The following is an 18,355-nucleotide window of genomic DNA, read 5'->3' as shown; positions in this document are numbered from 1 at the left end:
GCGTCTCAGATGCCCGCGCCGGCGAGGCTGGTGGCGCGGGCACGGCTCGGGCGCCGCAGGTAGACGGCCCAGGTGACGAGGGCGCACACGAGGTAGAAGGCGGTGAAGACCGCGAACGCGCCCTGGGCCGCGGTCCGGGGGTCCTCCACCCAGGGAGCGCTGAAGGCCAGCGGGATCAGGAAGCCGCCCACGGCCCCCACGGCGCCGATCACGCCGATCGCGGCCGAGGCCTGCCGGGTGGCGGCGAGCAGCGCCGTCGCCCGGGCGGGGGTGCCCGGCTCGGTGGCCCGCTCGGCCTCGGTCCGCCAGATTGCGGGGATCATCTTGTAGGTCGAGCCGTTGCCGATGCCCGAGGCGGCGAAGACGACCAGGAAGAAGGCGAGGAAGACCGGGAACCAGGACTGGTTGGCGCTCGCCACGGCGGGATCCGCGCCGGGGTTCGGGCTCAACCGGCCCAGGGTCCACAGCACACCCACGGTGCCCACGGCGAGCCCGCCGAAGGCCGCGAGCGTGACCCGCGCCCCACCCAGCCGGTCGGCCAGCCATCCGCCCAGCGGGCGGGTCGCCGAGCCCACGAGCGCCCCGAGGAACGCGAAGTAGGCGAAGTAGATCCCCGTGCCCAGCGGAGCCGGCTCCGGCACCCAGAAGTTGAGCTTGATGAGCAGCGGCATGGCGGCGGAGTAGCCGATGAACGAGCCGAACGTGCCGATGTAGAGGAACGACATCACCCAGGTCTGGCGGTGCCGCACCACCCGCAGCTGCTCGCGGGGGCGGGAGGTCGCGGTGGCGAGGTTGTCCATGAACAGCCAGGCGGCCACGGTCGCGACCACGGCGAGCCCGGCGTACACGTAGGCCGCGCGCTCCAGGTGGATGCCGCCCTCGCTGGCCTTCACCATGCCGAAGACGCCGGCTCCACCCACGATCACGGGGAGCAGGAACTGGATCAGCGCCACGCCCAGGTTGCCACCGGCGGCGTTCAGGCCCAGCGCGGCCCCCTTCTTGGCGGAGGGGTAGAAGAAGTTGATGTTGGCCATCGAGCTGGCGAAGTTCCCCCCGCCCAGGCCGGCTGTGGCCGCCACCAGGCAGAAGACCCAGAACGGCGTCTCCGGGCGTTGCACCAGCACGGCGAAGCCGAGGGTCGGCACCAGGAGCAGCGCGGCGCTGGCCATGGTCCAGTTGCGACCGCCGAAGGCCGGGACGGCGAAGGTGTAGGGCAGGCGCAGCAGCGAGCCCACCAGGTTGGGCAGCGCCACGAGGAGGAACAGCTGCTGAGGGCTGTAGTCGAAGCCGAGGGAGACCAGGAAGGCCGAGCTCACGCTCCAGATCAGCCAGACCGAGAAGCCCAGGTGCTCGGCGAAGATCGACCACGCCAGGTTGCGGCGCGCCACCCGGTGACCGGTCTCCGCCCAGAACCGCTCGTCCTCGGGACGCCAGTCCTCGATCCAGCGCCGGGTGCGACGGATCCGTCCCGTTCCGCCCCCCGCCGCCCCCGATGCCTCTGAGGTCTCGGTACCGCTGCCTGCGGTCATCGTCATGGTGGGTGCCTCTCGCCTGAGCCGTCCGGGTGCCCCGGGTGTGCGGGACGGGTCCCATCAGACGGCGCGGAGGTTTCGGGCACCGGCGAGCGTCGGGGAAACCGGCGTCACCGTCTGCTCACAACCTCACGGGCCTCACGACCTCACGGCCGGCGACGGCCGACGCACCGGTGCTCAGGCGCTCAGGGGCGGCGGGCGAGCAGCTCGTCCTCGAGCAGCCGCACCATCGCGGTGAGCCGGGCCCGCTCGGGGTGCCGACCCTCGACCCCGTGGGCCGCCAGCGCCGCCGACGTCACGTGCCCCACGCACACCGGCAGCACGCCGTCGCGCAGCGCGGTCAGCACCTGGGTCCGCACCCCGTGCTCGTCGGCGGCCTCCACGAACGCCTCCACCGAGAGCGCCGAGGTGAACGTGACGGCGTCGAGCCGGTGCGCGGCCACCTCGTCCAGCAGCGCGGCCACCGAGCCCGGGTCCTCGGGCGTGCCGATCCGGTAGACCGTCACCAGCTCGACGACGGCGCCCGCCGCGCGCAGCTCGGCGGCCAGCCCCTCCAGCGTCACGGCGTGCTCCTGCACCACCACGCGCCGCCCGCGCAGGTCGGTCGCCAGCAGCCGCTCGCGCAGGCCGGCGACGTCCTCCCGCGGGGCCACGAACGCCTCCTCGACGCCGAACCTGCGCAGCGCCCCGACGGTCTTGGGGCCGCGGGCCAGCACCTCGGCGCGGCGCAGCGCCGCCACCACCTGCTCCTGCAGCCCCCACGCCTCGGCCCGGGTGAGCCACGTGCGGACGCCGATGCCGGTGGTCGCTACCACGACGTCGACGGGCCCGGCGAGCACCTCGCGGGTGCGCGCCTGCAGCGCGTCGTCGTCGACCTCGTAGGGCGCGGGGCCCAGGACGGGCGCCCACACCACCTCGGCCCCGCGGCGCTCGAGCAGTGCGCGCTGCTCCTCGACCTTGCGGGCGGCCGTCACCCCCACCCGGCGTCCGGCCAGCGGGGCGTCGTCGGGCGTCGTCGCAGGCACACCCCCATCCTGGCGCACCCCACCACGCACCAGGGGTCCCCGACCGCTCGTCGCGCCCGACCGACCGCTCGTCGCAGGCCCCTCCCCGCCCAGCGACCCGGGCACGGTCGCACCTGTCGCGTGACGGCGGTCACTCCCTAGCGTCGGGTGACGGCGCTCACAGGAGCCCGCACGCACGCCCCGACCCACACACCCGAGGAAGGTGGTCCCGGTGACCGAGGCCCAGCCCGACCAGGCAGCGCGACACGACCCCGTGTACGACACGCTGCACGCGACCCCGGAGTTCACCGAGCTCCGCCGCCGCTACCGGAGCTTCGTGCTCCCCGCGTCCCTGGCCTTCCTGGCCTGGTACCTGCTCTACGTGGTGCTCTCCAACTGGGCGGGCGGCTTCATGGCCACCACCGTGGTGGGCAACATCAACGTGGCGCTGGTCTTCGGCCTGCTCCAGTTCGTGACGACCTTCGGCCTGGCCTTCGTCTACGCCCGCTACTCGGGCAGCAAGCTCGACCCGCTGGCCACCCAGCTCGAGAAGGACTACGAGAAGGGGCGTGCCCGCGGATGAGCACCCAGTTCCTCACCACCACGCTGTTCCTGCTCGTCGTGGCGCTCACGGTGGGCATCACCCTGTGGGCGAGCCGGCAGACCAAGACCGCCGCCGACTTCTACTCCGGCGGCCGCTCGTTCTCGGGCTTCCAGAACGGCCTGGCGATCGGCGGCGACTACATGTCGGCCGCCTCGTTCCTGGGCATCTCCGGCGCCATCGCCGTGTACGGCTACGACGGCTTCCTCTACTCCATCGGCTTCCTGGTGGCGTGGCTCGTCGCGCTCCTGCTGGTGGCCGAGATGCTGCGCAACGCCGGCCGCTACACGATGGCCGACCAGCTGGCCTTCCGGATGCGTCAGCGCCAGGTGCGCACCGCGGCCTCGGTCTCGACCGTCGTGGTCTCGATCTTCTACCTGCTGGCCCAGATGGTGGGTGCGGGCACGCTCGTGGCGCTGCTGCTCGGCGTCGACAGCCAGGCGGTCCAGAACATCACCATCGTGGGCGTCGGCCTGCTGATGATCTTCTACGTCGTCGTCGGCGGCATGAAGGGCACCACCTACGTGCAGATCGTCAAGGCGGTCCTGCTGATGATCGGCTCCGCGCTGATCGTGGTGCTGGTGCTGGCCGAGTTCAACTTCAACCTGTCCTCCCTGCTGGGTGCAGCGGCCGAGAACTCCGGCAAGGGCGAGTCGTTCCTGCAGCCCGGCCTGCAGTACGGCTCCACGCTCACCGCGCAGGTCGACTTCCTCTCCCTCGGACTGGCCCTGGTGCTCGGCACCGCCGGCCTGCCGCACATCCTGATCCGCTTCTACACCGTCCCCACGGCGCGCGACGCCCGCAAGTCGGTGCTCTGGGCGATCGGCCTGATCGGCGCGTTCTACCTGATGACCCTCGTGCTCGGCTTCGGTGCCGCGGCACTGCTGGACCGTGACGCCGTCGACCCGGCCGCGGGCGGTCAGCAGAACCTGGCCTCGCCTCTCCTGGCCGAGGTCGTGGGCGGCGGCGAGGGATCCACGGGTGGTGCGGTGCTGCTGGCGCTGATCGCCGCGGTGGCCTTCGCGACGATCCTCGCCGTGGTCGCCGGCCTCACGCTGGCCTCCTCCAGCTCGGTGGCGCACGACCTCTACAAGGGCGTCATCAAGAAGGACCAGCCCGTCAGCGAGAAGGACGAGGTGCGGGTCGCCCGCATCGCGGCCTTCGTGATCGGCGCGGTCGCGATCGTGCTGGCCATCCCGGCCCAGCGGCTCAACATCGCGTTCCTGGTGGCGCTGGCCTTCGCCGTCGCCGCCTCGGCCAACCTGCCCGCGATCCTCTACAACATGTTCTGGCGGCGCTTCAACACCCGGGGTGCCACGTGGAGCATCTACGGCGGCCTGGTCTCCGCCGTGGGCCTGGTGCTCCTCTCCCCGGTCACCTCGGGCGCGGAGACCTCGCTGTTCCCCGGCTCGGACTTCGCGATCTTCCCGCTCAACAACCCGGGCATCGTGTCGATCCCGCTGGGCTTCCTGCTCGGCTTCCTCGGCACGATCAGCGCCCGCGAGCCGGCCGCCGAGGACCGCTTCACCGAGCTGGAGGTGCGCGCGCTCACCGGCGCGGGTGCCGAGCAGGCCAGCCAGCACTGAGCCGGCAGCGCCGCTGGACAGCTGGCGCACGAGAGAAGACGAGCAGCGGGCCGGTCGCCTGGGGGGAGGCCGGCCCGCTGCTGCTCGTCCGCCGGGGGTACCCGGTGGGCACGCAGCGGGCAGCAACCGAGCAGCAACCGCACGACAACCCCGATCCGTTTGACTGCGGACAGCAGACCTGGGCCGACGCGCCCGACGACGACCCGACCACGAGGAGACACCGTGAGCGACCAGACCCTGTCGAACCTGCTCAAGGAGGACCGGCGCTTCGAGCCGCCGGCCGACCTGGCGGCGGACGCCAACCTCAAGGAGGAGGCCTACGAGCGGGCGCGCGGCGACCGCGAGGCGTTCTGGGCCGAGCAGGCCGAGCGGCTCTCGTGGGAGCAGCCCTGGGACCGGGTGCTCGACTGGGACGACCCGCCGTTCGCCAAGTGGTTCGTGGGCGGGCGCCTCAACGCCGCCTACAACTGCGTCGACCGGCACGTCGAGGCCGGCCGCGGCGACCAGGTCGCCATCCACTGGGTCGGCGAGCCGGTCGACGACGCCCGCGACCTCACCTACCAGCAGCTGCAGGACGAGGTCAGCCAGGCCGCCAACACGCTGACAGAGCTCGGCGTCCAGACGGGCGACCGGGTCGCCATCTACATGCCGATGATCCCCGAGGCCGTCGTCGCGATGCTGGCCTGCGCGCGCATCGGCGCCCCGCACACGGTCGTCTTCGGCGGGTTCTCCTCCGACGCGCTGGCCTCCCGGCTGGTGGACTGCGAGGCCAAGGCGGTCATCACCGCCGACGGCGGCTACCGCCGCGGCGCGCCCTCCGCGCTCAAGCCCGCCGTCGACGAGGCCCGTGCCAAGGCCTCCTCGCAGGGCCACGACGTGGCCAAGGTGCTCGTCGTGCAGCGCACCGGCCAGGACGTCGAGTGGGACGCCGACGTCGACGTGTGGTGGCACGAGTCGGTGGGGCAGGCCTCGACCGAGCACACCCCCGAGGCGTTCGACTCCGAGCACCCGCTCTTCGTCATGTACACCTCCGGCACCACCGGCAAGCCCAAGGGGATCCTGCACACCACCGGCGGCTACCTGACCGGCTCGGCGTACACGCACTGGGCGGTCTTCGACCTCAAGCCCGAGACCGACGTGTACTGGTGCACCGCCGACATCGGCTGGATCACCGGGCACAGCTACATCGTCTACGGGCCGCTGGCCAACGGCGTCACCCAGGTGCTCTACGAGGGCACGCCCGACAGCCCCGAGCGCGGCCGCTGGTGGAAGATCATCCAGGACCTGAAGGTCTCGATCTTCTACACCGCCCCCACCGCGATCCGCTCGTTCATGAAGCAGGGCCAGGAGATCCCCGACCAGTTCGACATGTCGAGCCTGCGGGTGCTCGGGTCGGTCGGCGAGCCGATCAACCCCGAGGCCTACGTCTGGTACCGCCACGTCATCGGCAAGGACAAGGCACCGGTGGTCGACACCTGGTGGCAGACCGAGACCGGCTCGATCATGATCAGCCCGCTGCCCGGCGTCACGCACGGCAAGCCGGGCTCGGCGATGATCCCGATCCCGGGTGTGGAGGCCGAGGTCGTCACCGAGGAGGGCGAGGCCGTGCCCAACGGCTCCGGCGGCTACCTGGTGCTCACCGAGCCGTGGCCCTCGATGCTGCGCACCATCTGGGGTGACGACAACCGGTTCAAGGAGACCTACTGGTCGCGCTACGCCAAGCAGGGCTTCTACTTCGCCGGCGACGGCGCCAAGAAGGACGACGACGGGGACCTGTGGGTGCTCGGCCGCGTCGACGACGTCATGAACGTCTCGGGCCACCGGCTCTCCACCACCGAGATCGAGTCGGCCCTGGTCTCCCACCCCAAGGTGGCCGAGGCGGCCGTGGTGGGCGCCAAGGACGAGGACACCGGTCAGGCGGTGTGCGCGTTCGTGATCCTGCGCGACGAGGCCGGCGACGGCGGCGAGGACATCGTGGCCGAGCTGCGCACCCACGTGCGCAAGGAGATCGGCCCCATCGCGACCCCGCGCCAGATCATGGTCGTGCCCGAGCTGCCCAAGACCCGCTCGGGCAAGATCATGCGCCGGCTGCTGCGCGACGTCGCCGAGAACCGCGAGGTGGGCGACGTGACCACGCTGGCCGACTCCTCGGTCATGGACCTGATCTCCAGCAAGCAGAGCGGTGGCGGCGGCGACGAGTGACCTGACCGGCGGCAGCGGGCCGGTGCTCGGCCTGCTGCACACCGCCGAGGAGCACTGCGCCACCTTCGCCGCGCTGGTGCGGGAGGTGGCACCCGGGCTCCCCGACCTCCACGTCGTGGAGCCCGGGCTCCTCGCCCGGGCCCGCCGGGACGGCCTCGACGCCGTGCGGGACGGCCTGCTCCGTCGGCTGCGCGACCTGGACGCAGCCGGCGCCGACCACGTGCTGGTCACCTGCTCGACCCTCGGCGGACTCGCCGAGGCCCTGGCCGAGGAGGCCGGCGTGCCGGTGCTCCGGGTCGACCGGCCGATGGCGCAGGAGGCCGCGCGACGCGCCGCGACCCAGGGCCGACCGGTCCTGGTGGTCGCGGCGCTGGCGGCCACGCTGGGCCCCACCGAGCGCCTCCTGCGCTCGGTCTCGTCCGCGCCCCTCGTGGTCGTCCACGAGCTGGTGGACGACGCCTGGCCGCTGTTCGAGAGCGGCGATCGCAGCGGCTACCTGGCGACGGTGGCTGCGGCCACCCGAGGGGCGGTCGAGCGGCACGACCCGGCGGTCGTCGTCCTGGCCCAGGCCAGCGCCGCCGGGGCCGCGGACCTGCTCACCGACCTCGGGTGCCCGGTGCTGTCCAGTCCGGTCCGTGCTGTCCGCCAGCTCGCCCGGGTACTGGGAGTGGGTCCCGCCCGATAGGGTCGGTACTGGTGCGCCGGGAAGTCTGGTCGGCAACTCTGCCCGCGACCCCGAGGAGCACCATGAGCGAGCCGCACGACGCCCCCCAGCAGCCGGAGCCGGCGACCCGCTCGAGCGATACCTCCGACGCGTCCGGCTACCGGCTGTTCTCCCGCGGTTCCTGGCGCGAGACCTCGCGCATCGCCGAGGTGCTGCGCGCCGAGACCACCGGTGGCATCCTGCTCATCGTCGGCGCCCTGGTCGCGATCGTGTGGGCCAACACCGCCTGGGCCGGCACCTACGAGGCGCTGCGCGACACCGTCGTCGGCCCCTCCGCGCTGCACCTGGACCTTTCGCTCGGCACCTGGGCGGCCGACGGGCTGCTGGCGATCTTCTTCTTCGTGGTCGGACTCGAGCTCAAGCGCGAGTTCGTCGCGGGCGACCTCCGCGACCCGCGGCGGGCGGCCCTGCCGATCGTGGCGGCCGTGGGCGGCATGGTGGTGCCGGCCCTGATCTTCGTGGCGTGGAATCTCGGCCCCGACGGCGGCCTGCGCGGCTGGGCGATCCCCACCGCCACCGACATCGCCTTCGCGGTGGCGATCCTCGCGGTCATCAGCACCCACCTGCCCTCGGGCCTGCGCACCTTCCTGCTCACCCTGGCGGTGGTCGACGACCTGCTCGCCATCACCGTCATCGCGATCTTCTACACCGCCGAGCTGCGCCCCACCTACCTGCTGCTCGCAGCCCTGCCCATCGGTCTGTTCGCCGTGCTGGTGCAGCGGCGCATCCACCGCGGCTGGCTGCTGATCCCCATCGCCGTGGTGGCCTGGGTGCTGGTCCACGAGTCCGGCGTGCACGCGACGGTGGCCGGCGTCCTGCTCGGATTCACCGTCCCGGTGCTGCGCCGTGACGGCGGCGACGGGCCGGGGCTCGCCGAGCACCTCGAGCACCTCGTGCGGCCGATCTCAGCCGGGGTCGCCGTGCCGGTCTTCGCGTTCTTCGCCGCCGGCGTCACCGTCGGCGGCTTCTCCGGCCTCGTGGACTCGCTGCGCGACCCCGTGGCTCTCGGCATCGTGTGCGGGCTCGTGGTGGGCAAGGCGGTCGGCATCACCGGCTCCACCTACCTGCTGGCCAGGTTCACCCGCGCGGACCTCGACGACGAGCTCTCCTGGACCGACGTGGTCGGCCTCTCGCTGCTGGCCGGGATCGGCTTCACCGTCTCGCTGCTCATCGGCGAGCTCGCCTTCGGCCAGGGCAGCGAGCGCGATGACCACGTCAAGGTGGGGGTCCTGGTCGGCTCCCTCCTGGCCGTCGCGCTGGCCACCGCGGTGCTGCGCCTGCGCAACCGGGTCTACCGCCGGCTCTACGACGAGGAGCAGCGCGACGACGACCAGGACGGCGTGCCCGACGTCTACCAGCGCCACGAGCGGGGAGCCGCTCGCGGCGATCTGGGTACCGGCGGCTAGCGCTCGTCCGGCGCGATCACCGGCGCACGGCCGGCTGTCGGTAGGGTCGGGCCCGCAGGTACACCCCGTCCGAGGAAACTCGAGGAGCTCCATGGCAACGCAGATGACCCGACCCGAGGGCGAGGAGCCCACGATCGGCCGGTTGGTCCACGACGCCAGCAAGGACATCTCCTCGCTGATCTCCAAGGAGATCCAGCTCGCCAAGTCCGAGCTCAAGGTGAGCGTGCGGGCGGGCGGCCTGAGCATCGGCCTGTTCGCCGCCGCCGGCTTCGTGGCCGTGCTCGCGATCATCATGCTCTCGGTGGCCATCGCCTACCTGATCAACTGGAACGGCGACGGCCTGGACCTGCACTGGGCCTTCCTGATCGTCTTCGCCTTCTACCTGCTCGTCGCGGGCCTGCTCGCCTTCCTCGGCGTCAAGAAGATCAAGCAGGTCAAGGCGCCCGAGCGCGCCATCGAGCAGGGCAAGGAGATCCCGCGCGCGCTCAAGGGCCAGGCCTGACCGCCTGAGCAGACCGGCTCAGCCTGCGCAGTCGCCGGTGCCGACGGCCGAGCCCGACGAGCGACCCGCCTCGGCCGAGCCGGCCACCTGGGTGGCGGTCAGCGCGTAGCCGGTGTCGGCGTCGGTGACCGACGCGGCGAACACGACGCCCGCCACCTCGCCCTGCGAGTCGACGATCGGACCGCCCGAGTTGCCCGGGCGCACCAGGCCGCGCAGCGAGAACACCTCGCGCAGCACCGTGCCCTCGCCGTAGATGTCGGGCGAGCGCAGCGTCTGGCGGTCGCGCACCCGGCCCACCTGGACGTCGTAGGGGCCGTCCTGGGGGTAGCCGACGATCGCCACGCTGGTGTCGCGCTCGGCCTCCTCGTCGAAGGGCAGTGGTGCGATCCGGCCGGTGTCGAGCGCCAGCACCGCCACGTCGAGGTCGGGGTCGTAGTGCACCACCTGCGCTTGCTCGGTCGTGCCGTCGATCTCGACCTGGGGGTCGTCGACGGAGGCCACCACGTGGGCGTTGGTCATCAGCCGGTCGCGCGCGTAGACGAAGCCCGTGCCCTCGATGCCGCGGCCGCAGGCGTTGACGCCGCGGATCTTGAGCACCGCCGGCTGCACGCGCTCGACGTCGGGATCGGTCAGCAGGCGCTGGTCGCCCGGGGCGACCCGGACGATGCGCTCAGGGGCGAAGGGCTCGAGGTAGCGGGGGAAGAAGGTGGTGCCGACCACGTCGTTGAACGCCTGCAGCACGCCCGGCGCGGAGGCGGGCAGCACCGAGTTGACCTGGGCCAGCACCGCAGAGCCGCGCACCAGGGGTGTGACCGACCCCAGCCGCGAGCCGGAGACGGCGACGCCCAGCGCCCACGCCACCACCAGCACGGCGGCCGCCGAGAGCGCTGCTCCGCCGACGGCGTCGAGCGCACGCACCGGCTGCCAGCGGATCCGGGAGCGGATCCGGCTGCCGGCCAGCTGCAGCACCGCCTGACCCAGCGAGGCGGTGAGGATGACGATGAACAGCGCACCCAGCGAGACCAGGAGCGAGGGGGCGGCGTCGCCCAGCAGGATCGGCGCCACCCAGACGCCGAGAAGGCCGCCGGCCAGCAGCCCGACGGTGGCGAAGGCGCCGGTGATGAAGCCCTGCCAGTAGCCGGAGAGGGCGTAGGCGAGCACCAGCACCACCAGCAGCCAGTCGAGCAGGTTCACACGTCGGCCCTCCCGAGCCAGTCGCGCTCGGCCTGCTGCTCGGCCTCCTGCTCCCAGGGGGCGCGGGCACGGAACTCGGTGTTGGGGCGCACCTGCACGGGCTGGCGCGGGTCGGCGGCGAGCATGTAGTCGGGCAGGTCGTGCACGGGCGGGTCGTCGAGCGGCGTCGTCCATCCCACGTAGTCGAAGAGCCGCGAGACGATGCCGGCGGTGAAGCCCCAGAGGATGACGTCGTGCTGCTCGCCGATCAGGAAGCCCGGACCCAGCCAGCCGCTGGGGTGCTGGACGGCGATCCGGTGCGTGGGGTCGGCCAGCTCCGCGAGCGGGACCCGGTAGACGGCGTGCACCTCGTCGGGCGAGGCCGCGTGCACCCGGCTGGGGTCGCGCCACCAGCCCACCAGCGGGGTGACGGCGAAGTTGCTGGGCGGCAGCCACAGCTCGGGCAGCCGGCCCACCAGCTCGACGCCGTCGGGGTCGAGGCCGGTCTCCTCCTGCGCCTCGCGCAGCGCCGTCTGCTCGGGGGTCTCACCGGGGTCGATCCGGCCGCCGGGGAAGGAGACCTGGCCGGGGTGCGAGCGCATGTGGTGCGCGCGCTCGGTGAGCAGCAGGTCGGGCCCGGCCTCGCCCTCCCCGAAGAGCATGAGCACCGCGCCGCGGCGCGGGTCGGCGTCGGGTGGCGGCTGGAACCGGGTCAGGTCGTGCACGGTGATGGAGGCGATCGCCTCGGTGACCGGCCGCAGCCAGTCGGGCACCTGGGGCGCCGGCGGCTGGTCGGCGGGGTTGCTCACAGCTGCACCCCCAGCTGCTCGTCGACCAGGCCGACCAGCTCCTCGACGGTGTCGACGCCACCGAGCTCGACCGAGACCGTGCCGTCCTCCGCGACGAAGTAGAGCGAGGGCACCGGAGGCGTGGCGGGGAACGGACCCTGCGCGCGGGTGCGGTCGTCGGGGTCGGTGACGAGCGGGTAGGTCACGCCGGTCTCACGGACGACCTCGAAGGCGGAGATGCTGTTCGGGTCGCGCACGTTCATCCCGATGACCGGCACCTGCTCGCCGTAGGCCTGGTGGAACTCCTCGAGCACCGGCATCTCGTCGCGGCAGGGGCCGCACCAGCCTGCCCACAGGTTCAGCACGAAGGGGCCGGGCAGGCTGCTGAGGTCGACGTCCGGGCCGCCGCCGAAGCACGGCACGGTGACGGCGGGCAGGTCGTTGACGCCCGGCTCCGCGCCCGGCTGGCAGTCCTCGACGCCGAGCTCTGCCTTGAGCTCGCGCAGCCGCGGGCTGTCGACCTCGACGTCGGCCTGCTGGTCGGGGAAGTTGAAGTCGGGCTCCTCGATGCCACTCGAGCACGACGAGAGCACCAGGCTCGCCCCCAGGGCAGCGAGCAGCCCCCGACCCGCTCGCCTCACCGACGCGCCTCGGTCTTGACCAGCTTCTCGGCGACCTCGGGCTCGGTGGGACCCTCGCCGAACGCAGGGCACCAGCGGGCCACCGGGCAGGCGCCGCACGCGGGGTTGCGGGCGTGGCAGCGGCGGCGGCCGTGCCAGATCAGCCGGTGGCTGAGCATCGTCCAGTCCTTCTTCGCGAACAGCGCACCCACGGCGTGCTCGACCTTGACCGGGTCGGTCTCCTCGGTCCAGCCGAACCGGCGCGCCAGCCGGCCGAAGTGCGTGTCGACGGTGATGCCGGGGACGTCGAAGGCGTTGCCCAGCACCACGTTGGCGGTCTTGCGGCCGACGCCGGGAAGGGTCACCAGGTCGGCCAGACGCGGCGGCACCTCGCCGTCGTACCGCTCGACCAGGGCGGCGGAGAGCTTGAGCAGCGACTCGGTCTTGGCGCGGAAGAAGCCGAGCGGACCGAGGATCCCCTCGAGCACCTCGCGGTCGGCCTGCGCCATGGCCTCGGGCGTCGGGTAGGCGGCGAAGAGCGTGGGACGCACCGCGTTGACCCGCCGGTCGGTGGTCTGGGCGGAGAGCACGGTGACCACCAGCAGCTCGAAGGCGTTGGCGAAGTCGAGCTCGCAGTGCGCCTCGGGGTAGGTCTCGGCCAGCACCCGGTGCATCTTGCGGGCGCGCCGCACCAGGCCCGTGGGCGTCTCGGCAGCAGGCGTCGCGGGTGGCACGCCCCAGAGCCTACGGCGCGGCACCGACACCCCTGCCGGTGCGTGACACGCCGCGCGACGTGGGGGTTTGGTTTCTCTGTGAGGTGAGCCACTGGCTAGGATCGCACCACCACTTACCGAGGAGGTCCCAGTGGACAACGACGTGCTGCGTCAGGCCCCGCTGTTCAGCGCGCTCGACGACGAGGCCGCCACCGCGCTGCGCGCCTCCATGTCCGAGAGCCGCCTGCGCCGCGGCGACGTGCTGTTCCACGAGGGCGACGCCGGCGACAAGCTCTACATCGTGCTCGACGGCAAGGTGAAGCTCGGCCGCACCTCCTCCGACGGCCGCGAGAACCTGCTCGCCATCCTGGGCCCCGGCCAGATGTTCGGCGAGCTCTCGCTCTTCGACCCCGGCCCGCGCTCGGCCACGGTCACCGCCGTCACCGACTCCAGCTTCGCCTCGCTCTCCCACGAGGACCTGCTGCGCTGGCTCGAGGGCCGGCCCACCGTGGCCCGCGGCCTGCTGACCCAGCTGGCCGGCCGGCTGCGCAAGGCCAACGACGTCGTCGCCGACCTGGTGTTCTCCGACGTGCCCGGCCGCGTGGCCAAGGCGCTGCTCGACCTCGCCGACCGCTTCGGCCGCACCGCAGACGACGGCGTCCACGTGCACCACGACCTCACCCAGGAGGAGCTCGCGCAGCTGGTCGGCGCCTCCCGCGAGACGGTCAACAAGGCGCTGGCCGACTTCGCCTCGCGCGGCTGGCTGCGCCTGGAGCCCCGCTCGGTCGTCATCATGGACGTCGAGCGGCTCGCGCGCCGCGCCCGCTGAGCAGGGCCGCTCTCAGCGACTTCTTCGCCGTCCCTTAGCGGAGATCGTGGTGCCCTGCCTACCGCCAGGCACACTGGAGGCATGAGCAGCACGTCGCGCGTCGACCCCACCTCTCCCCTGAAGCTCGAGTTCCCGCAGTCGCTGGCGGTCTACGACGACTACGCGGCGGCCCAGAAGGCCGTCGACTTCCTGGCCGACGAGAAGTTCCCCGTGGAGCAGTGCCTGATCGTCGGCACCGACCTCAAGCGGATCGAGCGCATCACCGGTCGCCTCACCACCGGCAAGGTGGCCGCGGGCGGGCTCGCGTCAGGCGTGTGGCTGGGCCTCTTCGTGGGCCTGGTCTTCAGCCTGTTCACCGAGGGCGAGACGTTCCAGACGATCATCTCGACCGTCGTCTTCGGTGCGCTGTTCGGCCTGATCTGGGCGATGGTCGGCTACGCGATGACGCGGGGCCGCCGCGACTTCTCCTCCGTCACCCAGGTCGTGGCCACCCGGTACGAGGTGCTCGTGGAGCACAAGGTCGCGGCCCAGGCCCGCGAGCTGCTGGCTCGCCTCCCCGGTGCCACCCCGAACCCCTTCGCCTGACCCGATCCTCTCACCGACCGCGTCTCACGACGACGGACCGCGAGAGCGCCGCTCCATCGAAGAGCCCGGGGGCCCGTGCCGTGACGCGGACTTGTACTCGGCGTCCGACGTGCTGCGGACGTGGGACGAAGGTCCTGCGCGTCGCTCCCTCGACAGGACGCCCCGCGACGAGCCACTGGTACGCGTACGTGCGAGGTGCCGGTGTCCAGCGGCCGGTTCCCGCGCGCAACGCCCGGCCTACCACGGCTCGGCTCGGTAGCCAGGGGGCTCGCTGCGCGCGCGGCTGCGTGAGCCCCGCGATCGGGCGCTCGGGCTCGAAGGCAGGGGTCCGGGAGACGACGACGCGCTGGTCGCCGCCGTCTCCGAGCAGCAGCACGTCGAAGGCCCCGCCGGGATCATTGGCGTCACAGGTCCAGGAGCCGAGCGCCTGGTAGCTGAACTGCGGACCCGAGCCCAGGCACGCGACGCCCCGGTCCGCCGCAACCAGCGTCGTGGCAGGCGACCCTGTTCCGGCGACGCGCCTTACGTGGAGGGCGTCGGGTTCATCGGTCGCGAACGGCAACCGCAGGCAGCCCAGGCGCCGGGTTCGCGTCAGCTGCACCGCCCGAGCCGACGGCGCCTCACCCAGCGCGGCGCAGGCTCGTCGTCGCCAGTCACCCGGAACCAGGACGGTCGCCTGCTGCGCGTCCCCACGCCCCAGCACGGCTTTGACCGGCAAGCGCTCCGGTCCGACGCACGTGAGGCAGCTGATCTCGATGCCGTCGGACGCCACGAGCGTGATATCGCCGTGGTCCTCCCCCAGGGGGGAGATCAGCCCCTGGCCAGTCGTGCCGTCGACGATCACGCAGTCGCGCTGGCCCGGACCCAGACGGGCCTCCAGGACCGCGGGAGTGCCGAGGTCCTGGGGACGGCAGCCGAGCTCGTCGGACAGATCGTGGACCCCCGTCACGACGTCCCCGCCGAACAACGAGTGGACGACGAAGAGGTCGCCGGTCCGGCGGGGGGTGCACCCCACCGCCAACGAGCCGACGCAGCCGTCCTGCCCATCGGCACCCAGGAGCGAGCCGGAGGTCTTCTGCCCCGTGGCCACCTCGACGACGTCGACCTCGTAGCGGTGGTCGGTGAGGGCGGTGAACACCCGGCAGCCACTGCCGGGGGCCCTGTCGTCCGCTGCCGTCCCGAACGGGCGCGGTGAGATCCGCGCGCACCCGGCCTCCTCGGACAGCAGACGCACCACGGCCCGGTAGTCCACCTCGCGGAAGGGACCCGTCGCGGGGCGGACCCCGCCGACGAGAAGCCGGTACGGACCGCTCCCCTGGCACGGCCCAACGGGGACGCAGGTCTGGTTGCCGTCAGCGTCGACGATCTGCAGGCCGACCCCTCTGAGCGTCCCGTCGGACGTCATGGTCTCCGCGAGCGGCGAGTCGCCCGCCTCCAGGTCAGTGAGCACGCAGTCGAACTCGGTGGCCGAGCCGAGCGAGGCGCGCAGCGGGCGGCCGGTCCACCGCATGTCGGGGCTTGTCGCGGAGCAGCCCTCGTCGGACGCCAGGTCCACCAGGCTCACCGTGTAGCGAGCAGCCGTGGTCCCGGCGAGCAGGCTGCCTCCGTCCGGGAGCGCGCAGAGGCGCTGCGGGCACGCCGCGAGCCCCTCGTCGTCGAGCAGCTCCATACCGAGGGGGGGGCACGAAGGGCGCAGCAGCCTGGCTGAGGAGTGGCACCCGGGTCGGGGACGCCGGCAGGTCCAGGCACAGCCAGCCACCGTCGAGCCCCGTGAACGAGGCCTCCCGCGCCCGGCCGTACGCGCTCACTGGCAGGCGCGGGCAACCGGTGTCTCCGGTCAGCCGGAACACGGCGAACCGCAGCTGCACCGGTGCGCCCCGGTATGGCTGCGCCGGCACGTCCATCCGGAACGGGGCACGTCCGTCCAGCTCGCACCGACCGGTGTTCTCGGGTGAGGGCAAGCAGGCAGGAAGCCCCTCGGCGTCGAGGAAGACCACCTCGTCGGTGCCGATGCGCTCGAGCTGGTAGACCGTGCCCGCGGGATCGGGCAGCGCGAAGCAGGATCCCTGCTGCGCCAAGACGACCGCCACGAGGTCGGGTGCGTCGTAGCGCAGGTCGTCGGGCTGCAGCTGTGCGCACGGATCGGCAACGGCAGCCGGCGCGGACCGCGCGGCGGTCGCCGGGACGGACAGAACCGCCAGCACGGCGATCAGCGCGCAGAGGGGAACGAGCAGGTTCCGGTACACCGAGGACCTCCGGCTAGGGGCTGCACATCATGCCCCGACCGGACGGGACCCGTCCGCACTTCACCGCCGCGGCTTGACCACCACGATGAACAGCGCGACGCCGAGGCCGGCGACGATCGGGCCGAGGACCGCCCACAGCTCCTCGCCGGTCATCACGCTGCCCTCGAAGTAGCCGAGGCCCTGACCGGTCCACACGACGCCCACGAGCACCATGAGACCGGCCAGGCCGAGGCCGGCCGCGCGGCCGAGCGTCACGAGAGCTCGCGCTTGAGGATCTTGCCCGTGGCCGTCATGGGCAGCTCGTCGACGATCTGGACGATGCGCGGGTACTTGTAGGAGGCCATCTCCTCCTTGCCCCAGGCCACCAGCTCGTCCTCGGTGGCCTCGGCGCCGTCCTTGAGGATCACGACGGCCTTGATCTCCTCGCCGTGGCTCTCGTGCGGCACGCCGATGACGGCGGCCAGCGAGACGGCCGGGTGGGTGAGCAGGTGCTCCTCGATCTCGCGCGGGTACACGTTGTAGCCGCCGCGGATGATCATGTCCTTGGAGCGGTCGACGATGTAGTACCAGCCGTCGGAGTCACGGCGGCCCAGGTCGCCGGAGCGGAACCAGCCGTCCTTGATCACCTCGTCGGTGGCCTCGGGGCGGTTGTAGTAGCCCTTCATGATGTTGTGGCCCTTGATGGCGATCTCGCCGACGGCCTGGTCGTCGGAGTTGTCGGCGTTGACCTCCTCCCACGACTCGGGCTCGAGCAGCCTCATCTCGACGCCGGGGATGGGCGTGCCGATCGAGCCGACGCGCACCTCCTCGCCGAGGGCCGAGAAGGAGGCGACCGGCGAGGTCTCGGAGAGCCCGTAGCCCTCGAGGATCGTGACGCCGAACCGCTTGCCGAACTCCTTGTGCACCTCCACCGGCAGCGCGGAGCCGCCGGCCGCGGCCACCCGCAGGTTGGCGGCGAGCTGCTTGACGTCGACTCCGGAGCCGTCGAGGGCACCGAGCAGGCCCCAGTACATGGTGGGCACGCCCGCGAAGAAGGTGACCTCGTTCGCCGCCATCGTCTTGAGCGCGGCGTCGGCCTCGAAGCGCGGCAGCATCACCACGGTGCCGCCGAAGGCGAAGGCGCCGTTCTGGATCACGGTCTGGCCGAAGGAGTGGAAGAGCGGCAGCACGCACAGGTAGGTGTCGGGCTTGTCGGCGTCGGCGCCGAAGAGGTGCTCGCCGGAGAACGCGTTGTCGCGCATGTTGCGGTGGCGCAGCTCGGCGCCCTTGGGCTGGCCGGTGGTGCCGGAGGTGTAGAGGATCACCGCGGTGTCGTCCTCGTCGGTGGCCACGGTCTCGAAGGTGGGCGGCTGCTGGGCCATGCCCTGGCCGAGCGTCTCGGTGCCCTCGACGGGCGAGTCGGCGGACGGGTCGACGGTGATCATCCAGAAGTGCTCGCAGCCCTCGGCCTGCTCGAAGCCGGCGTGGCCCTCGGTGCCGATCGGCAGCTCGGCGGTGCCCTCGAAGCAGAAGTAGGCCTTCGCGTCGGAGTCACCGAGGTGGTAGGCGACCTCGCGGCCCTTGAGGAGCACGTTGAGGGGCACAACGGTGCCGCCGGCCTTGAGGATGCCGAAGTAGACGATCGTGAAGTAGGGCAGGTTGGCGCACGAGAACGCCACCTTGTCGCCGTGGCCGATGCCGCGCGAGGCCAGCAGGTTGGCCACCTGGTTGGCCGCGCCGTTGACCTGGGCGTAGGTCAGGCGCGTGTCGCCCAGGACCACCGCCTCCCGGTCCCCGTACTTCTCGGTGCTGTCCTCGAGCAGGCTGGCCAGGTTGTAGGTGGTGCTCATGTGCGTGGTGCCTCC

Annotated in this window: 17 protein-coding genes; 8 read left to right on the top strand and 9 right to left on the bottom strand. The window is 72.3% G+C overall.

What is annotated here, in order from left to right:
• Positions 1–5 precede the first annotated feature (5 nt).
• Together ABD948_RS02305 and ABD948_RS02300 are read right to left on the bottom strand one after the other, a co-directional pair.
• Complete coding sequence (locus tag ABD948_RS02305; RefSeq protein WP_345262431.1) at positions 6–1,535, bottom strand: MFS transporter; 1,530 nt, start codon at positions 1,533–1,535, stop codon at positions 6–8.
• Between the two features lie 182 nt (positions 1,536–1,717).
• Positions 1,718–2,557 (bottom strand): uroporphyrinogen-III synthase, encoded by an 840-nt coding sequence (locus tag ABD948_RS02300; protein ID WP_345262430.1) that lies wholly within the window; start codon positions 2,555–2,557, stop codon positions 1,718–1,720.
• Positions 2,558–2,768: 211 nt separating this feature from the next.
• Here ABD948_RS02300 and ABD948_RS02295 point away from each other — a divergent pair, with 211 nt between their 5' ends.
• The 6 genes from ABD948_RS02295 (at position 2,769) to ABD948_RS02270 (ending at position 9,557) form a co-directional block, all read left to right on the top strand.
• Positions 2,769–3,119, top strand: a complete 351-nt coding sequence (locus ABD948_RS02295) for a DUF485 domain-containing protein (RefSeq protein ID WP_345262429.1) — start codon at positions 2,769–2,771, stop codon at positions 3,117–3,119.
• A complete protein-coding gene (locus tag ABD948_RS02290) occupies positions 3,116–4,723 on the top strand; it encodes a solute symporter family protein (protein ID WP_345262428.1) in 1,608 nt (535 codons plus the stop codon). Before ABD948_RS02295 ends, ABD948_RS02290 begins: the two co-directional genes overlap by 4 nt.
• Positions 4,724–4,945: 222 nt before the next feature.
• Complete coding sequence (gene acs, locus ABD948_RS02285; RefSeq protein ID WP_345262427.1) at positions 4,946–6,925, top strand: acetate--CoA ligase; 1,980 nt, start codon at positions 4,946–4,948, stop codon at positions 6,923–6,925.
• A complete protein-coding gene (locus ABD948_RS02280; protein ID WP_345262426.1) occupies positions 6,906–7,610 on the top strand; it encodes an aspartate/glutamate racemase family protein in 705 nt (234 codons plus the stop codon). The genes acs and ABD948_RS02280 overlap by 20 nt, the downstream gene beginning before the upstream one ends.
• A 62-nt stretch (positions 7,611–7,672) precedes the next feature.
• Positions 7,673–9,055: a Na+/H+ antiporter NhaA gene (nhaA, locus tag ABD948_RS02275; protein ID WP_345262425.1), complete on the top strand. Its 1,383-nt coding sequence runs from the start codon at positions 7,673–7,675 to the stop codon at positions 9,053–9,055.
• Between the two features lie 91 nt (positions 9,056–9,146).
• Positions 9,147–9,557 (top strand): phage holin family protein, encoded by a 411-nt coding sequence (locus ABD948_RS02270; RefSeq protein WP_345262424.1) that lies wholly within the window; start codon positions 9,147–9,149, stop codon positions 9,555–9,557.
• Between the two features lie 18 nt (positions 9,558–9,575).
• On the opposite strand, the gene ABD948_RS02265 is transcribed toward ABD948_RS02270, so the two are convergent.
• Genes ABD948_RS02265 through nth form a run of 4 tightly spaced genes read right to left on the bottom strand, consistent with a single transcriptional unit; the run spans position 9,576 to position 12,812 of the window.
• Positions 9,576–10,751, bottom strand: coding sequence for a MarP family serine protease (locus ABD948_RS02265; RefSeq protein ID WP_345262423.1), 1,176 nt, complete (start codon positions 10,749–10,751; stop codon positions 9,576–9,578).
• Positions 10,748–11,539, bottom strand: a complete 792-nt coding sequence (locus tag ABD948_RS02260; RefSeq protein ID WP_345262422.1) for an NUDIX hydrolase — start codon at positions 11,537–11,539, stop codon at positions 10,748–10,750. Before ABD948_RS02260 ends, ABD948_RS02265 begins: the two co-directional genes overlap by 4 nt.
• The gene (locus ABD948_RS02255; RefSeq protein ID WP_345262421.1) at positions 11,536–12,159 is read right to left on the bottom strand and encodes a TlpA family protein disulfide reductase; all 624 of its coding nucleotides are present in this window, start codon (positions 12,157–12,159) and stop codon (positions 11,536–11,538) included. Before ABD948_RS02255 ends, ABD948_RS02260 begins: the two co-directional genes overlap by 4 nt.
• Entirely contained in the window at positions 12,156–12,812 is a 657-nt protein-coding gene (gene nth / locus ABD948_RS02250; protein WP_345264443.1) for an endonuclease III, read from the bottom strand. The genes ABD948_RS02255 and nth overlap by 4 nt, the downstream gene beginning before the upstream one ends.
• Before the next feature lie 190 nt (positions 12,813–13,002).
• Here nth and ABD948_RS02245 point away from each other — a divergent pair, with 190 nt between their 5' ends.
• Both ABD948_RS02245 and ABD948_RS02240 read left to right on the top strand, forming a co-directional pair.
• The gene (locus ABD948_RS02245) at positions 13,003–13,680 is read left to right on the top strand and encodes a Crp/Fnr family transcriptional regulator (RefSeq protein ID WP_345262420.1); all 678 of its coding nucleotides are present in this window, start codon (positions 13,003–13,005) and stop codon (positions 13,678–13,680) included.
• An 81-nt stretch (positions 13,681–13,761) separates the two neighbouring features.
• The gene (locus ABD948_RS02240) at positions 13,762–14,265 is read left to right on the top strand and encodes a YflT domain-containing protein (RefSeq protein ID WP_345262419.1); all 504 of its coding nucleotides are present in this window, start codon (positions 13,762–13,764) and stop codon (positions 14,263–14,265) included.
• A 10-nt stretch (positions 14,266–14,275) separates the two neighbouring features.
• On the opposite strand, the gene ABD948_RS02235 is transcribed toward ABD948_RS02240, so the two are convergent.
• From ABD948_RS02235 to ABD948_RS02225, 3 genes are all read right to left on the bottom strand, one after another.
• Positions 14,276–15,934, bottom strand: a complete 1,659-nt coding sequence (locus ABD948_RS02235; RefSeq protein WP_345262418.1) for a hypothetical protein — start codon at positions 15,932–15,934, stop codon at positions 14,276–14,278.
• 637 nt (positions 15,935–16,571) lie between these two features.
• The gene (locus ABD948_RS02230) at positions 16,572–16,766 is read right to left on the bottom strand and encodes a hypothetical protein (protein ID WP_345262417.1); all 195 of its coding nucleotides are present in this window, start codon (positions 16,764–16,766) and stop codon (positions 16,572–16,574) included.
• Complete coding sequence (locus ABD948_RS02225) at positions 16,763–18,340, bottom strand: long-chain-fatty-acid--CoA ligase (RefSeq protein WP_345262416.1); 1,578 nt, start codon at positions 18,338–18,340, stop codon at positions 16,763–16,765. The genes ABD948_RS02230 and ABD948_RS02225 overlap by 4 nt, the downstream gene beginning before the upstream one ends.
• Between the last annotated feature and the right edge of the window lie 15 nt (positions 18,341–18,355).

Origin of the sequence: Nocardioides nanhaiensis, from assembly GCF_039542785.1 — a bacterium.
GTDB lineage: Bacteria > Actinomycetota > Actinomycetes > Propionibacteriales > Nocardioidaceae > Nocardioides > Nocardioides nanhaiensis.
The sequence above is the reverse complement of the archived record's forward strand: the minus strand, read 5'-3'. Positions and strand labels throughout refer to the sequence as shown.

Excerpts from the sequence above, each read along its gene's own strand:
- ABD948_RS02225 (WP_345262416.1), bottom strand. The coding sequence starts at position 18,340 with ATGAGCACCACCTACAACCTGGCCAGCCTGCTCGAGGACAGCACCGAG.
- nhaA (WP_345262425.1), top strand. The coding sequence starts at position 7,673 with ATGAGCGAGCCGCACGACGCCCCCCAGCAGCCGGAGCCGGCGACCCGC.
- ABD948_RS02270 (WP_345262424.1), top strand. The coding sequence starts at position 9,147 with ATGGCAACGCAGATGACCCGACCCGAGGGCGAGGAGCCCACGATCGGC.
- ABD948_RS02240 (WP_345262419.1), top strand. The coding sequence starts at position 13,762 with ATGAGCAGCACGTCGCGCGTCGACCCCACCTCTCCCCTGAAGCTCGAG.
- ABD948_RS02235 (WP_345262418.1), bottom strand. The coding sequence starts at position 15,934 with ATGGAGCTGCTCGACGACGAGGGGCTCGCGGCGTGCCCGCAGCGCCTC.
- nth (WP_345264443.1), bottom strand. The coding sequence starts at position 12,812 with ATGCACCGGGTGCTGGCCGAGACCTACCCCGAGGCGCACTGCGAGCTC.
- ABD948_RS02290 (WP_345262428.1), top strand. The coding sequence starts at position 3,116 with ATGAGCACCCAGTTCCTCACCACCACGCTGTTCCTGCTCGTCGTGGCG.
- ABD948_RS02305 (WP_345262431.1), bottom strand. The coding sequence starts at position 1,535 with ATGACGATGACCGCAGGCAGCGGTACCGAGACCTCAGAGGCATCGGGG.